The organism is Commensalibacter papalotli (ex Botero et al. 2024), assembly GCF_947179115.1.
GTDB lineage: Bacteria > Pseudomonadota > Alphaproteobacteria > Acetobacterales > Acetobacteraceae > Commensalibacter > Commensalibacter papalotli.
On sequence record NZ_CAMXCI010000001.1, the window covers coordinates 71,225 to 88,166 of the forward strand.

General features: G+C 36.5%; 14 protein-coding genes. 6 read left to right on the forward strand and 8 right to left on the reverse strand.

Annotated elements, in window-relative coordinates; translation table 11 throughout:
* Window positions 1-35 precede the first annotated feature (35 nt).
* The gene (locus tag QMN76_RS00320) at window positions 36-2,225 is read right to left on the reverse strand and encodes a TonB-dependent siderophore receptor (RefSeq protein ID WP_282023248.1); all 2,190 of its coding nucleotides are present in this window, start codon (window positions 2,223-2,225) and stop codon (window positions 36-38) included.
* Window positions 2,226-2,450: 225 nt separating this feature from the next.
* Here QMN76_RS00320 and QMN76_RS00325 point away from each other — a divergent pair, with 225 nt between their 5' ends.
* A complete protein-coding gene (locus tag QMN76_RS00325; protein ID WP_034337697.1) occupies window positions 2,451-2,708 on the forward strand; it encodes a hypothetical protein in 258 nt (85 codons plus the stop codon).
* Here the strand turns inward: QMN76_RS00325 and QMN76_RS00330 are convergent.
* A complete protein-coding gene (locus QMN76_RS00330) occupies window positions 2,691-3,164 on the reverse strand; it encodes a GNAT family N-acetyltransferase (protein ID WP_051461885.1) in 474 nt (157 codons plus the stop codon). The two genes, QMN76_RS00325 and QMN76_RS00330, sit on opposite strands and share 18 nt — an antisense overlap.
* 103 nt (window positions 3,165-3,267) lie before the next feature.
* Here QMN76_RS00330 and QMN76_RS00335 point away from each other — a divergent pair, with 103 nt between their 5' ends.
* The 4 genes from QMN76_RS00335 (at window position 3,268) to xylB (ending at window position 9,151) form a co-directional block, all read left to right on the forward strand.
* Window positions 3,268-4,128, forward strand: coding sequence for an SEL1-like repeat protein (locus QMN76_RS00335; protein ID WP_282023247.1), 861 nt, complete (start codon window positions 3,268-3,270; stop codon window positions 4,126-4,128).
* Window positions 4,129-4,395: 267 nt separating this feature from the next.
* Entirely contained in the window at window positions 4,396-5,592 is a 1,197-nt protein-coding gene (locus QMN76_RS00340; protein ID WP_282065593.1) for an SEL1-like repeat protein, read from the forward strand.
* A gap of 112 nt (window positions 5,593-5,704) precedes the next feature.
* Entirely contained in the window at window positions 5,705-7,570 is a 1,866-nt protein-coding gene (locus QMN76_RS00345; protein WP_282065595.1) for an SEL1-like repeat protein, read from the forward strand.
* A 111-nt stretch (window positions 7,571-7,681) separates the two neighbouring features.
* Window positions 7,682-9,151, forward strand: coding sequence for a xylulokinase (gene xylB, locus QMN76_RS00350; protein WP_282065596.1), 1,470 nt, complete (start codon window positions 7,682-7,684; stop codon window positions 9,149-9,151).
* Here the strand turns inward: xylB and QMN76_RS00355 are convergent, their stop codons facing one another.
* From QMN76_RS00355 to QMN76_RS00380, 6 genes are all read right to left on the reverse strand, one after another.
* Window positions 9,152-9,472 (reverse strand): hypothetical protein, encoded by a 321-nt coding sequence (locus QMN76_RS00355; RefSeq protein WP_282023242.1) that lies wholly within the window; start codon window positions 9,470-9,472, stop codon window positions 9,152-9,154. It lies immediately after the preceding gene.
* A gap of 90 nt (window positions 9,473-9,562) precedes the next feature.
* On the reverse strand, window positions 9,563-9,967 hold the full coding sequence (locus QMN76_RS00360; protein ID WP_282065598.1) for a hypothetical protein: 405 nt from the start codon (window positions 9,965-9,967) through the stop codon (window positions 9,563-9,565).
* Window positions 9,968-10,325: 358 nt separating this feature from the next.
* Window positions 10,326-11,687 (reverse strand): ABC1 kinase family protein, encoded by a 1,362-nt coding sequence (locus QMN76_RS00365; RefSeq protein ID WP_034337685.1) that lies wholly within the window; start codon window positions 11,685-11,687, stop codon window positions 10,326-10,328.
* Between the two features lie 3 nt (window positions 11,688-11,690).
* On the reverse strand, window positions 11,691-13,457 hold the full coding sequence (locus QMN76_RS00370) for a M3 family oligoendopeptidase (RefSeq protein ID WP_282023585.1): 1,767 nt from the start codon (window positions 13,455-13,457) through the stop codon (window positions 11,691-11,693).
* Between the two features lie 235 nt (window positions 13,458-13,692).
* Window positions 13,693-14,241, reverse strand: a complete 549-nt coding sequence (locus tag QMN76_RS00375; protein ID WP_282023240.1) for a hypothetical protein — start codon at window positions 14,239-14,241, stop codon at window positions 13,693-13,695.
* A 30-nt stretch (window positions 14,242-14,271) separates the two neighbouring features.
* Window positions 14,272-14,619: a hypothetical protein gene (locus QMN76_RS00380; RefSeq protein WP_282023239.1), complete on the reverse strand. Its 348-nt coding sequence runs from the start codon at window positions 14,617-14,619 to the stop codon at window positions 14,272-14,274.
* A 189-nt stretch (window positions 14,620-14,808) separates the two neighbouring features.
* Between QMN76_RS00380 and uvrB the strand changes: the two genes are divergently transcribed.
* Window positions 14,809-16,938: an excinuclease ABC subunit UvrB gene (gene uvrB / locus QMN76_RS00385; protein WP_282023237.1), complete on the forward strand. Its 2,130-nt coding sequence runs from the start codon at window positions 14,809-14,811 to the stop codon at window positions 16,936-16,938.
* The last annotated feature ends 4 nt before the right edge of the window (window positions 16,939-16,942 follow it).

A 16,942-nucleotide genomic window follows, 5' to 3' on the forward strand; every position in this document is an offset into this window, starting at 1 on the left:
AGTATGATAATATCTTGGATAAAAGTAAGCTAAAATTACCAGTTATAAGAAAGCTTTCCAATAACAGTTCTGCCTTGCCCGATGGCACAACCAAAAGACTGGCTGTAACAAGCAGTAAAGTAACGTTTGTTCGTTAGGTTTTGAAACGTAAGTTGAGCATCAAGCCCTTTTAAGGTTGGAAGTGTATCATCGAACTTATAATGTGCTTGCATATCTATCAAAGTATATGCAGCGGTTCTAAGGTAAGATGTATAATTCCCATTTGTATTGCCGTTATATCTGACACCAATAGCACCCCCTAGGTTTTTAAGTGTGCCAGACTGAATGGTGTAATCTCCCCAAAAGGAAAACATGTTTGCAGGGACTTGAGTTGGACGAAGACCGCTATATTGTCCTTCAGTAAATTTAACATTTTGGTGTGTATAAGCTAAGATTAAGTTTAACCCAGCAATTGGCGATGTATGGGCTTCCAATTCTAGACCTCTAGAACGCTGTTTTCCTGCTTGAATACTCCATGAAGCGTTTTCAGGATCTGGAGTTAAGACATTTGTTTGTTCTAGATTATAAATAGCTGCTGTAAAGAACCCATTGAAACCTTCGGGTTGATATTTAACCCCGAATTCATATTGTTCTCCTCGCGTAGGTTGGAACGGTTTTTGATCTTTTTGAGATACTTGATTAAGCGGTTGAAACGATTGTGAGTAGATGAAATAAGGAGAGATATTATGAGGTAAATTATAAAGGATACCTCCACGAAAGGTAAATGCCTGATCACTTTGTGTAAAGCTGTTTGATGGGCTAAGGTGATTTCTCGTATGAATAGTAGACCAATCATTACGAAATCCTAACTGCACGTGTAGGCGCTTATAACTCATATTGTCTTGTAAGAAAATAGCTTCTTGATTGGTTGTTGCACTCGTTTGAGTACTAATTGCAGGAATTTTAATCGGGGCTGAATAATTTGGGTGATATAAATTAAGAGGGGGGGCAGAGCCCCAACCATAGTCAAACCCATCACGTAGATTTTGCCAACTGACCCCTAATAATAAATCATGTTCAACAGGACCAGTATGAACGTTTCCATGTAGTTGTTCTTCAATAGTCATCGTATCGAGATGTTCTTTGGAACCATTTGCTAGACGATACATATATTGACTTCCTGGGGAGTATCCAGCACTACTATTGCTAGCTCCACCTGTGCCATAGACTTGATTATAGTTGGTTCCAACATTGGTATAACGCCCTAGAGATCGAAATTGCCATTCTGGATTAAGTTGATAGATAAATTTATATCCTACGGAAGCTTGAGTACGATCATAATCTTCGAAATTTTTATCTCCTGAATAAAAATTAGAAGGAAAATGATATGGGCTGGATAAAACAGAGCCATAGGCAGGAAAGGTTTGATAGGATGTATCACTAGGATCAGCTTGGTAACGACCGTAAACTGTTAAGTTAATATCATCGGTGGGTTCCCAGTATAAGGATGGCTGGATTGCATAGCTTTCTGCTTTGGTATACCAATCCATTCCATCTTTTCTAAATCCAGTGCCAACAACGCGCCAAGATAGATTATCAAGACCTTTGAACGTATCGCCCAAGTCAAAAGTGCCGCGGACATAATCATAATTTCCACCTTCAATGGATACATGACGAAAGCGTGATCCATTGGCAAATTTACTGGTTAAGGCTATAATGCCCCCTGGACTACTTTGACCATACACAACGGAAGATGGACCTTTGACGACTTCTATTTCTTGCAATAAGTAGACATCTACTTGTTGAGCGGCGTAATATTGCCCTTTGAACATTAATAGACCATCAAGATATTCGCTGGAATCAAAACCACGGATCGTCCCAAGATTATATCTGTTATTTGCACCACGCTGCTCCATAGCGACACCCGAACTGTAACGTAATGCTTGCCCTAGTGTTGTGGCATTTTGCATTTCCATTTGTGAAGCGGTCACCACGGATACTGATTCTGGTGTATAGATCAAAGGTGTATTCGTTTTAGTGGCTGCTGAAGATGACTTGACTACAATAGAGTTTTTCTGACCTCTTACGACAATTTGCTCATCATTTGATGATGAATCGTCAGATGCTTTTGTAGTATTTGTATTTTGTGTTGTTGATGAAGTTGTTTGTGCAAAACTTTGTTTTGGTAAACAAAATAAGACAACACCAGAGGTAACTAATAATAAATAACGATACGTACAGGTCATGGGTTTGACAAACACTCTATATTAATAAATGATAATGATAATCGTTATCAGATAGTATATAAGAATACTCTTTTCAACCTAAATTTTTAAATAAGTATATTTATAATATTGATTTTTTATTTCGTATTTTAAACGTCTTATATTTGTAGAAGTTATTTCTTTTCATCTATTTTTAGTTTAAATAAAGTTGGGACTTTATTTGATGTAAAATCATGGTGTGAAAAAATGATAAAACGAGTTTTAACCGTAGCGATAGCAGTGGGGGCTTGTATATGGTTTGTTACGTATATCAAATCTTATAACAGCAATACAAACTTTAATGTTCAACAGCGTTTTGATGATATTATGGATTCAGCACAAGATCAGGCTCAATCCATTTTAAAAGAAGCGGATGAGAAGAAGAAAAAAGCGTTTCAAATTCTCAAAGAGAGAAAAGATACATTAATACAACAACAGCAAAAAGAATTATTTGATCAGCGTTAATGGATCATGAGTATTTTTATTTGCTTTTATATTCCACTGGGTCAAATTCAGTTCCATGGGTAAAAAAGACACGCCTTTTTTTGAAAATTCTTTATCAAAAGGTTGGAACTGAAATTTTTCATAAAAGCGAATAGCTGTTACTCTGGCATTTAAGTATATTGTTTCAATTTTTTTATTTGCTAACTCTAGTAAAATATGATGAAACAAGAAACTTCCAATACCTCGATTTTGATAGTCTGTTTTTGTTGCAAATTTACGAATTTGATATCGTATGGGCGAACGGTAAAAAACAGATAAACAACTAATGACTTTTTGGTCTTTAATATACCCATAATGAGTGGCATTCTCATCATCTTCTTCAATACAGTCTTGTAAAGTGCCATTAGGCCATAAGATATCCCTTCTCAAATTCAGGCAATCGCTTAGTTCAATTTGTTTAATTGAATTATGTAACATCGTAGACTCCTTTTTTTTGTAATAGATATGTTATTATTTTCTAGTAGAAATTTAATTTATTGATAATGTAGGTTTTTAATCTTTGATCTTAAAAGAGTTTATAATGAAACAAGTCTATAAACGTTTTTTCTGTAATGGAATATTTTGTGCATTCGTAATTTATGCCAACTTTCCTGAACAGTCAAAAGCATTTCAGGTACTTGAGCATACGGTTCATCTTGAACAAGCCGATACAAAACAAAATTTGGATCAATTAACCAAAGCAGCCACAGCTGGGAATGCGGTTGCACAATATCATTTGGCCCTTAGGTATCAACAAGGCCAAGGGGTTCTTCAGGATCAAAATACAGCAATAGAATGGTTCGAGAAAGCGGCTAAAAACGGTAATGCCAAATCACAATTGGCATTAGGAATTTTTTATGGTGGGGGTATTGGTGTGGAGCGCGACTATATTCAAGCGAGAAAGTTTTTAGAGCAGGCCGCTGCTCAAAGTGAACCAGAAGCTAATTTTTATTTAGGGTTGATTTATTTTAAAGGATTAAGAGTTCCCAGACTATACATAAGAGCAAAAAAATATTTTGAACTGTCGGCTCAAAAAGGTAACAGTGATGCTCAATATTTTCTTGGGCGGATGTATTATAGTGGACAAGGAATTCCACAAGATTATCACAAAGCAATAGAATGGTTTGAAAAATCTGCCAAGCAAGGAAACAAGCATGCGAATGCAATGCTTGGAATTGCATATGATAATGGTCACGGTGTTAAAAAAGATTATAAAAAATCGTTTTATTATTATCAACAAGCAGCCAAACAAAATGTTCCCGAGGCCCAACTCGCTGTTGGAGTGTCTTATTTAACAGGGCATGGAACCAAAAAAAACAAGCAAGAAGCAAAAGTATGGTTGCTTAAATCTTGTCGACAAAATAATAACTCTGCCTGTGAGATAATCTCCAGTATGAATTAAAGACACAATGGTTTGATAAAACATTTTTTCTTGATTTTTATTATTGATTATCCGTCATAGTCTTATTAATTTTAACGAACTAGCTGTCTTTATTTTTCTCGGGCATTGATTAGGGTTTATATGATTCATTATATTTTTATTATACTGATCATCATATGCGTAATTTGTATTGCATTTGTTGTATATGATATAGGAATACGTAAATTTCGAATATCCAATCATATAAATCATGCCAGTTCCGCTATCAATTCAAATAATGAAGTAGAAGTGGATTTCATTGAATCCAGTACGCCTATGGATAAAGGTTTGATGCATTTTAAAGGGGATGGCGTACCTCAAAACTATAAAAAGGCCAAAGAGTTTTTTGAAAAAGCGGCGTCTGGTGGTCATGTTCAAGCAATTTTATACCTAGCTATTATTTTTTATGAGGGATTAGGCGTTGAACAAGATGATTCCAAAGCCCTAGCTTATTTTGAAGAGGCAGCTAAAAAAGGTAATGCCAAAGCTATGTTTGCTTTGGGAAGAATTTATATTACGGGTCATGTGGTAAAGCAAAATTATGATACCGCCCGCGAATATTTTGAATCTTCTGCACGTCAAGGTGAGGTGGAAGCGCTTTTAAACCTTGGTATGATGTATTACGAGGGGGTTGGAGTTACTCAGGATTATAGCAAAGCAAGAGTATATTTAGAGCAAGCTGCTCAAAAAGGGGCTGCTGAAGCACAAAATAATCTAGCTTACATGTATGTCCGAGCCAAAGGCGTAGAAAAAGATCTTGAAAAAGCTAGAGAATATTATTCTTTTTCGGCTCGACAGGGAAATAAGCAGGGTGAATATCAATTAGCATTAATGTATTGGAATGGTGACGGAGGAGAGCAAGATCGTCCAAAAGCCAGAGGGTATTTCGAAAAGGCTGCTTATCAAGGTGAGGTTGAAGCTCAGTTTTTTATGGCTAATATTTACTATCATGGTCAAGAAATGGCTGTGGATTATAAAAGAGCTGCTTATTTTTACGAAAAAGCCGCACGTCAAGGTCACGTACAGGCTCAAAATATGATTGGCTACATGTATTCAGAAGGGCAAGGTGTTTCCAAAGATTACAAGCTAGCGATATATTGGTATGAGCAAGCTGCTAACTGTGGAGATGTTCAGGCACAATATAGTTTGGGATATGTCTATTTAGCAGGGCAAATTATTAAGATTGATCTTGTGAGAGCCTTTGAATATTTCCAAACTGCGGCGGAAAATGGGTATGATCTGGCTCAATTTAACCTTGCGATTATGTATTATAAAGGTGATGGTGTCCCCCAAGATTTTTTAAAAGCAGCGTTTTGGTTTGAAAAAGCTGAGGCTCAGGGTCATAAAAAATCCAGTTTTATTCTTGGAAAAATGTATCTAGAGGGGCAAGGTGTTCCTCATAATCATGATAAAGGAATGGCGCTGATTGCAAAAAGTGAAGGCTAAATAAGCGTTTCAATTATAAAGGTATTTTTTTTCTATAATGAGATCATAAAACGTAGTATAGTCTTTTCACACTCCTAATATTCGCTTTTTGTCTTTGTTATATCGGTTTTTTATGTCCAGATCTCATATTGCTCTTGTTGGAAAAATAGCAGCGATTGCCTGTATTATTTTTATTGTTTTTTGTATTTGTTTTTATAAAACAATTCGAACTGGTTTTATTGAGGCACAATTTGATCGTGCCAGTATGTATATGCAAGGTGAGGGTAATCCTCAAGATTTTAAAAAAGCACGTGAATATTTAGAGCAGTCTGCTACTGCTGGCAGTGATAATGCTCAATATATGTTGGGTGTTATGTATGAGAAAGGCCAAGGGGCCTCTCAAGATTTTTCAAAAGCGATGAATTTTTACAAACAAGCTGCTAATAAAAATCATGCCAAAGCTCAATATGCATTAGGTAGTATGTATGACCATGCACGTGGCGTGCCAGAGGATCATACCGAAGCCGTTCGGTGGTATGAGAAATCAGCAAATCAAAATAACCCTGCGGCGCAGTATGCGTTGGGCTATGCATATTATAATGGTATCGGCACCAGTAAAAATATTGATAAAGGGTTACAGTATCTTCAAAAATCCGCAGAAAATGGGTATGTTAAAGCCCTTTTTTATATTGGATCCTTGTATTTCGAAGGTAAAAATATTCCTCAGGATACCAAAAAAGCATTTTCATATTTCGAAAAGGCTGCTTACAAAGGCAATCATGATGCACAATTTTATTTAGGGGTGATGTATGAAAATGGGAATGGGGTAAAGCTCGATTATACCAAAGCAATATATTGGTATGAAAAATCATCAAAAACCCACTCGAGTGCAGCATTTAATTTAGCTAAAATGTATAAAAATGGTTTGGGAGTAGAGATTGATTATAACCATGCCTTTGAACTCTTAAAAAGAGCAGCGAATGGAAATAATATTCAGGCGCAATATTATTTGGCTAATTTTTATGACAAAGGGGACAATGTTCCACAAGACAGTGCTAAGGCAGCTTTTTGGTATGATAAAGCTGCAAAACAAGGGGATAGTAGATCTGCTTATCGATTAGGTGAAATGTATATAGATGGTCGTGGTGTGAATGAAAATTTCGACAAAGCGTTTCAATTATTTCAACAAGCTGCTCAGGATGGAAATGTTCAGGCCCAATTAAAGATGGCCACAATATATTTCAAAGGAATGAATACGCCAATTGATCATAATAAAGCAATTGAATGGTATCAAAAAGCTGCTAATCAAAATAATTCAGAGGCTTTACTTGCTTTGGGAAATATTTTTGATCAAGGGTTAAACGTTCCAAAAGATCCAGCAAAGGCAGTAGGATTTTATCAAAAAGCTGCTGAGGGTGGAAATGTCGAGGCTCAATTAAAAATTGCATCGTTTTATTTAGCGGGAACGAATTTACCAAAAAACCCAGCAAAAGCAATTGAATGGTATCAAAAGGCTGTCGACCAAGGAAATATTCAAGCAATGTTGGTATTGGGCCAGATTTACGAACAAGGTATTGGAACGACTGAAGATTATCAGAAGGCCTTTGAAATATATAGTAAAGGATTAAGTAGTCACAATGCTGATCTGCAATATGCTGTTGGCATGTTATATGCAAAAGGATTAGGGGTTTCCAAAGATATTGAAAAAGCGAGAAATTTCTTAAAAAAAGCAGCTCAACAAGGTTTAGTCGTAGCGCAACGTGAATATGCTAAACTTGATTTATCAAATCAGGTTCAAGATCCCAATATGCAAACAGTGATATCTTATCTTCAAGAAGCGATAAAAAATGGTGATGCGGAGTCTATGTTCATACTAGGAAATTTATATTTAAATGGTAATCATGTAACCAAAGATACCAAACTTGCCAAAGAATTGTTTATGCAAAGTTGCGAAAAGGGTTTTGAAAACGCTTGTCATATTTTAAAAACTACATATTAATTACGTTGTTTTTTTAATCAATTCTGTAGCTATTTTTATGATTTGAATATATAAATAAAGATGTTCATTTTTAAGTGATCTCTTTTCAAATTTGAAGTAGGAGTCTGTTCAATGTATATTGGTATTGATATTGGAACGTCTGGAATCAAAGGTATTTTGTTAGATGATAAACATCAAATACTTGCCAGTCATACTGAAAGTCTAACAGTATCGCGCCCACAAGCTTTGTGGTCTGAACAAGATCCTCATTCATGGTGGGAAGCTGCAGACAAAGTAATGTCTGCTTTAGGTCAAAAACATTCTTTGAAAGATGTCCAAGCAATTGGCCTAACAGGTCAAATGCACGGGGCTGTTTTATTAGATAAAAATGGCAAAATATTACGTCCAGCAATTTTGTGGAACGATGGACGTAGCTATCAAGAATGTGTGGAACTTGAACAAGCGGTTCCAGAATCTCGTAAAATTACTGGTAACTTGATGATGCCAGGATTTACCGCACCTAAAATTTGTTGGGTGCGTAAGTACGAACCTGAAATTTACAGTAAAATCGATAAAGTCTTATTACCCAAAGATTATCTTCGTTGGTTAATTAATGGTGTTTTTGCATCTGATATGTCTGATGCTGCAGGAACCATGTGGATGGATGTTGGGGCACGTTCTTGGTATAAACCTTTATTAAATGCTTGTGGTTTAACTGAAGACAATATGCCTAAATTATTCGAAGGTAATGAATCTACAGGAACAATCAAACCCGAGTTAGCTAATCGTTGGGGGATGCCAAAGACTGTAACGATTACTGCTGGTGGTGGTGATAATGCTGCGGGTGCAATTGGTGTTGGTATTTGGCGTAAAGGTCAGGCAATGCTGTCCTTGGGAACTTCTGGAGTGTATTTTGTTGCAAGTGATGGTTTCCTAAGTAATCCTGAAAAAGCAGTTCATAGTTTTTGTCATGCTTTACCGAATACATGGCATTTGATGTCAGTAATGCTGAGTGCTGCGTCATGTTTAGATTGGGCTGCTAAAATTACAGGTGTTAAGTCTGTTCCCGAGTTATTAGCACTGGCTGAAACAACAGGCAAAGATCCTTCTTCTGTTATTTTCTTGCCTTACCTATCAGGTGAACGTACTCCACATAATAATGCCAAAGCAACAGGATGTTTTATGGGGCTAACACATAAGCATGACAGACAAGATATTGCACGTGCTGTGGTTGAAGGTGTTAGTTTTGGTCTTGCAGAGGGAATGGAAGTTTTACATGCTACAGGAATTAAGCCTGATAATATCAGTTTGATTGGTGGTGGTGCACGTAGTGCTTTTTGGAGACAATTATTAGCTGATATTACTGGATATCCGTTGGATTATCGTGAAGGTGGGGATGTTGGTCCTGCACTTGGCGCGGCAAGATTGGCGATGTTAAGTTGTAACCAAAACACTTCATTTGGAGATTTGTTGCCGCAACCTCCTGTTGAGGCATCTTATATACCACATCCTGATATTAGTGTTTTGTATACTGAAAAATATGAACAATTTAAAGCTATTTATAAAGCGTTAAAACCTATTTTTTTAAAGTCACTGTTATGACTAATTATTGTGATTTTGACGATGGTTATTGTGATGATTATGGTGATTATTGTTATAATCCCCATTACGATCAGAATTGTTAATGTTGTTATTATTATAATTATTGCGAGGATTATTCATATTATCTAATTTTTTCTGTAAACCGTCTCTTTTTTTGCAAAAACCAATTGCAGCTCTGGGGTTAGGAAGGTTATTACGGCAATTATTATCCGCAATATCCCTTTGTTTGCTAATTTGTTGTAAGGCATTGTTTCTGTTTTGGGCGAAAGAAACTGTTGGCAGTAAAGTTATAGATAAAGCAAATACTAAATATTTTTTCATTTTATCTCATTATATTTAATTGATTATCGTTTGTTATAAAAAGGTTCCTTTAATCATAAGAAACCTTTTTCGCATATGTTGGTTTGACAACTAATGTTGGTGGCGGTTTCCACGGTCATTGCGATCATTATCATGACGGTTTCCACGGTCATTGCGATCATTATCATGACGGTTTCCACGGTCATTGCGATCATTATCATGACGGTTTCCACGATCATTGCGATCGTTATCATGACGGTTTCCACGATCATTGCGATCGTTATCATGACGGTTTCCACGGTCATTGCGATCGTTATCATGACGGTTTCCACGGTCATTGCGATCGTTATCATGACTGCTTTCACGGTCGTTATGATAATTATCATGACGTTTAGAACTGTTGTTATCTTGGCTATTTGTTTGTTGTGTTTGGTCTGTAATTGTATCAGTGCTTTGTGCGAAGGATACTGATGGCACCATGAGCACAGATAAAGCAAGTAAAGTATATTTGTTCATTATTTAAGTTCTTTGACGTTTTATTAATTTATAATGATATTTTTTGTATTTTATTATGGTTATTTTATGAAATTATAAAGGTAATTATTCCATAATTGGAAAATTAGAGTAAGCCAAATTTTAAAAATATTTCTGATTTTTTTAATTATCAGTTATTTATTTTGTTACTCAACGAGAAATATAATTTATAGATACATCTATATGTATTGAAGTTCTCATTGTGCTTTGTATTATAATGCAAATAAGTTTCTGTATTGAAGTATCTTTATAGTTCAAGATTAATATTAAAAAAATATAAAATGTGTAAAAGTTAAAATTAAGCATATTTAAAATTATAGAAAATATGCTTAATTTTAGATTATTGTAATGGCGGCGGAACCTTTGCCTCTGCTAACGCTCGGGCTTGATCTTGATTCATCTTGTCTTGATTAAAGCCTTCAACCATTTCTTGGAAAAGATTATGCCAATTTAACTTTGCATGTAGTTTTGTGGATATACTTCCCAAACCAATAGCAGAGCGATCAATTAGCACAAATTCACGTGGAGGGGTAATGCCACCTGTTCTTTGCAAGCCTTTATGGACTTTTTCAGCGAGTTTTCGCGCAAAAGCAGGATCTTGACTATCTTGAATAAATCGTTCTCTATCTTGAGTTAATGGTGCATATAAATAACGTGCCCATTCATTTAAGATTTCCATTGTTTCTTTGGAAATATCTTTAAATCCCCAAGAAGTATAAGCATGATGAGCCAGTTCATCATCATGTGTTTCAATCGCTCGACAAAGATCAATTACACCTTGTACAAATTTACCATCAAAAATACGAATGGAACCAAAATCAAGTAAACATAGTTTATTTTGCGAGTTGATTAAAAAGTTACCCATATGAGGATCGCCATGAATGACCCCGTAATGATAGAAGGGAACATACCACGAGCAGAATAAAGAACGTGCAATTTCGTTACGACTTTCTTGATTTAACCCACTATCTATTAACTTTTGTAAGCTTTGCCCTTCAATCCATTCCATTGTTAATAATCGTTTAGTCGAAAGTTCCTCAACTATATTTGGGACAATGGTTTGGTCGTAATCTTTAAGCATCAGAGAGAATAGGCGTATATTTGCGGCTTCTCTTTTATAGTCAAGCTCTTCTTGAATGCGAGTAACCAGCTCTTTATAAACTTCATCTTGTTTGATGGCATTATCTAATCGATGATAAATAGCAATTAATAAATTTAGCTGTTTTAAATCTGATTCAACAGAACTTGCCATGTCGGGATATTGTAATTTACAGGCAACCTCTTTTCCGTTTGGTAACGTAGCACGATGTACTTGCCCAAGGCTTGCAGCAGCAGCAGCCTCTTGAGAGAATTTGGTAAAATGTTGTTCCCAATTGGCTCCTAATTCTGCTTTCATTCTTCTGCGAACAAAAGACCAACCCATTGGGGGCGCATTAGATTGAAGATTAGCCAATTCATCAGCATATTCTTCGGGTAATACATTAGGAATAGTGCTTAATAGTTGAGCAACTTTCATAATGGGACCTTTAAGACCACCCAGTGCATTTTTTAAATCTTCTGCGTGCGCTGCTTTATTTACAGGAATTCCCATTTTTTCGCCAGCTAAACGCGCAGCAATCCCACCGACAGTTGTCGTGGATTTAATCATGCGACGCATACCACCAAAAAGGCTTGTTTTGTCTAGATCGTCATCTTTTTCCATGGTTTATGCTTGTTCCAGTTCATCGATAAATTGAGAAATTACATCAAGTCCTTTGCGCCAAAACGCTGGGTCAGAAGCATCCAACCCAAATGGAGCCAATAATTCTTTGTGTTTTTTTGTACCACCAGCTTGCAGCATTTCTATGTATTTTTCTTGGAAATTTTCATGCCCATCTTGATAAACTTTATACAAAGCATTTACTAAACAATCCCCGAACGCATAAGCATAAACATAAAATGGAGAATGAATAAAGTGCGGAATATAAGTCCAATAAGATTTATATTCTGGAGTAAACTCGAATGCAGGCCCTAAGCTTGCTTGTTGAGTTTCCATCCAGAAATTGCCTATTTCATCGGGCAACAACTCATTCGTTTGACGTGCTTCATGAACTTTACGTTCAAATTGGTAAAACGCAATTTGCCTTACGACAGTGTTTAACATGTCCTCAACCTTACGGCTGAGCATGATGCGACGTTGTTCTGGAGTCTTTTGAGATCGTAACAGACTTTGAAAAGTTAACATCTCTCCAAATACACTGGCCGTCTCAGCCAAAGTCAAAGGAGTATTGGATTGAATGTAACCTTGTTTAGCAGCTAAAATTTGATGAATACCATGACCTAATTCGTGCGCAAGGGTCATGACATCACGATTTCGTCCATGATAGTTTAATAAAATATAAGGATGAACGTCGGGAACTGTTGGATGTGCAAAGGCTCCAGAGGATTTTCCAGGGCGCAATGCTGCATCAATCCAAGGTTGATCAAGGAATTGCTTGATCATACTACCCATATCTGGATTGAACTCGTTATATGCTGTATGAACGATTTCTTTGGCTTGCTCCCAAGGGATGGTTTGATCTGTATCATCAGGCAAAGGGGCATTACGATCCCAATGTTGTAACTTATCAAGACCCAACCATTTTGCTTTGAGTGTAAAGTAACGATGAGAAAGACGTTGATAATCTTGGGTTACAGCATTCACCAAAGCGTCAACAACATCGTCTTCAATCATATTATCGCAGTTACGCTCTGAATCAACACGGGGAAATTTGCGCCATTCATCCGTAATATGTTTATCTTTGGCCAGGGTATTTGTAATCAAAGAGAAGAGGCGTATATTGCCATTAAAACTTTCACCTAATCCTTTGGCTGAATTTTCTCTCATTTGACGATCAGCAGAAGAAAGTTTGTTTAAAGCCTCACCCAGAGTAACCTTTTCATCTTGCACAGTTACTTGCATAGAGGCCAAAGTTTCATCATATAATCTTGACCAGGCCGTTCTGCCGGTAACAGATTTTTCATGCAGAACTTTTTCGATTTCATCGTTAAGCTGATAAGGTTTAAAAACACGTATACTATCAAGAAAAGGTTTCCAAGATAACAAAGCTTCATTGCTTAGTTTTGCTTGTAACTCTTCTTCGGAAATGCGGTTTAACTCTAATGTAAAAAACAGAGTTCCAGAACTTATATTGGTAATTTGTTCGTTGATATACTGATAGAATTGAGCAACCTTGGCATCTGTTGAATCGGTAGCAAACATTAATTGTGCATAAGAACCAACACGCCCTAAGATTTCACTGATTTCTTGATAAAGATCAATTGCCATAGCAAGCTCTTGGCCAGAGGCATCTTTAAGATTGCCTTTCCAATTAGCAGCAAAAGCTTCTACTTTTTCACGTGCTTTTTCCAGATCATTTTTTAATTCTGGACTGTCAGGAGAGGGGTAAAGGTCAGATAAATCCCAAGAGGGAAGATCTTCGTTATTTGACATTCCTGAACCAGTTTGATTTTCGGTATTATATTTAAAATGCTCTGATGAAAACATGATGTTCCTATCGTTAACTATATAAATTCTATTAAATTAATTTATCTTAATATAAATTATTCAGAAAAGGAAAGATTTACTGGGAATTAAATACAGGAATAAAAGGAAAAGATACTTGAGTATGGTTGTGTTTAGATTATATGCAGGCCTGGTAAGTTCTTATTTGATAAAAATTACTTGTTTAACTCTTAATAATATCAAACTTTAAACGGCTCCAAAATTTAGGGGTATAGCGGTTAACAAATTCACAATATTTTCTGAACCTTTTTCTATAATCTTTCATTGAAAAATCAGTAGACCATGGAAAAATAATCTTTTTGAAAACTTCGATACTATAAGTATTGTAGCTAAATATAAAAGTAATTTTATTCGGGGGAATAAGTTGAAAATCTTCCAAATGTCCATAACATAGTGGGTCGTAAACCCACTCGAAGCCATCACTTTCAGATTCTGCTTTTTCTTGATCTGATGCAGCGTCTATACTCCAGCGTTCAAGAATCTTACCCGATGAGGTGATTAAATAAATATAGCAAGCCTCTAAACCCAAGTTTCCGTAATCTTCTGTTGTAGAAACAAAGAGCAAATAGTAAGAGTGAATTTGGATAACTTTTTCTAAGCATTTTCCCCAGATTGTATATCGAGTGCGGTGTCCATTTATATAAATTCGACTGCTATATGGTTTAGATTTGATTGGATCTAACGTAATTCGATTATCTTGAATAAATTTCATATAATAACACCGTTTTAATATACACTCATATTACAATTTAATATAAGAATCCATTAGATAAATAGCTAGAAAACTTCCTATCAATCCTCCTCCATACGCACAAAATGGCCCGCATATAACTCTCCCTACAAAACCACCAGCATACATACCAACCGCTCCTGCTCCATACGACATGAGTTCACGTTCAGTCGCAGCAATCTTATCATCCGCAGTTATAATATTATAACAGGAAACATAAAGCGTATATTTTCCTATAACATCTAATGTTTTAATTGTTGTTTTAAATAGCCTAAGATTTTTAAGAGCTTCCATTGCTTCTTGCTGAGGATTACCAGAAGCTTGCAATATTCGTTTTTTAATGCGCGGGCAAATCCTCATACATCTTAAGTTGCTCTTAAGAGGATAATCTCGCTTTTATTGCCTTGACTTGTTGTTTGATAAAATCCTTTTTTTATATTCTATTACTTAAGCTTTGCTATATATAGTTGTTAAAATATATTGTTTCTAATATCATAGAGATAACGCTTTATCCTTTAATAACAATGTTTAAGTCTTTTTGTAATTCCCATGAAAAAAACCAAAGCTGCAGATTATAAAGTTATTTTCCATCCTGATAAGATTCCTGCAAAACCAAAAACTAATCATTTGCAGGTTGTCTCTGAATTCGAACCTTCAGGGGATCAGCCTACGGCGATTAAAGCTTTATCTGAAGGGATAATCGGGGGAGAGCGTGATCAAGTTTTATTAGGGGTAACAGGTTCAGGTAAAACCTTTACTATGGCCAAAGTTATTGAGACTGTTCAAAAACCAACGTTAATCTTGGCACCCAACAAAACTTTAGCAGCTCAGCTTTATGGGGAAATGAAAGAGTTTTTTCCAAATAATGCAGTTGAGTATTTTGTAAGTTACTATGATTATTATCAACCCGAAGCCTATATTGCCCGCTCTGATACATATATTGAAAAAGATAGCCAAATTAACGAGCAAATTGACCGCATGCGCCACTCTGCAACGCAGGCTTTGCTAGAACGCAATGATGTAATTATTGTTGGGTCTGTGTCTTGTATTTACGGTATTGGATCCCCCGAACTCTACTCGCAAATGGTAGTGAAGATAGAAGTTGGGGCTGAGATCAGTCGGGATCTTTTAATAAAAAGATTGGTAGAGCAACAATATCGTCGTAATGATTTGGCCTTTCAACGTGGGACTTTTCGGGTGCGTGGTGAGACAATTGATATTTTTCCTGTGCAAAATGCTGACCGTGCTTGGCGCGTGCATTTATTTGGCGATGAGGTTGAGGAAATAGACGAATTCGATCCTTTGACAGGTATTAAAACGGGATCATTACCTTCTATTACCGTTTATGCAAATAGTCACTTTGTTACACCGCGACCAACCCTTACTCAAGCGATGAAAACAATCAAATCAGAGCTAAAATTACGGCTTGATCAATTTGTTTCTGAAGGGAAGTTGCTGGAGGCAGAGCGCCTGCAACAACGTACGACTTTTGATTTGGAAATGATTGAGACGACTGGGTTATGTAAAGGGATTGAAAATTACTCTCGTTATTTAACAGGTCGTAATCCTGGTGAGCCACCACCGACTTTGTTTGAATATCTGCCTGAAGATGCATTATTAATTGTTGATGAAAGTCATGTCAGTGTTCCGCAAATAGGCGGGATGGAGCGAGGGGACTATGCGCGCAAAAAAACTTTGTCAGACTTTGGGTTTCGACTGCCATCTTGCCTAGATAACAGACCCCTTAATTTTGCCGAGTGGGATTCTTATCGTCCTCAGACTGTTTTTGTCAGTGCAACGCCAGGCCCTTGGGAAATGGAGCGAACACAAGGGGTTTTCGTTGAGCAAGTTATTCGTCCCACAGGGTTGGTAGATCCTGTGACAGAGGTTCGCCCTGTTGAGCTTCAAGTAGATGATTTATTAGCAGAATGCAGAAAAGTTATTGGCCAAGGTGGGCGTGTGTTGGTTACAACATTGACCAAGAAAATGTCCGAGAAATTAACCGATTATATGAATGAATCTGGGATAAAAGTGCGTTATCTTCATTCAGATATTGATACGTTGGAACGTATTGAGATTATCCGAGATCTTAGGCTTGGTGTTTTCGATGTCCTGGTGGGAATTAACTTGTTACGAGAGGGTTTGGATATTCCTGAATGCCAATTAGTTGCAATTTTAGATGCAGATAAAGAAGGATTTTTACGTTCCAAGACTTCACTTGTGCAAACAATTGGGCGGGCAGCGCGTAATGTTGATGGTCGCGTTTTGCTTTATGCTGATAAAATGACGGACAGTCTGAATTATGCAATTTCCGTAACGGCCAGTAGGCGAGAAAAACAAACGCAGTGGAATAAGGAACATGGGATTACGCCTGCTTCGGTGAAAAAGAAGATAGGGGAGTTGATGGCTTCGGTGTATGAACAAGACTATGTGACGGTTTCTAAGGGTAACATATTTTCAGATACTTCGTTTGTGGGTAAAAATTTACAACAAACCATTGCAGAGCTCGAAAAAAGAATGCATGCTGCAGCCGCAAATTTAGAATTTGAAGAAGCAGCGCATTTACGAGATGAAATTAAAAAGCTAGAAGAAACAGAATTAGGGATAGGAGGGTCTTTTTTAGATCAGAAGCAATCTTCTGTAATTTCTCCTAAGTTCAAAAAAAATAAGAAAGGCTGAGGGG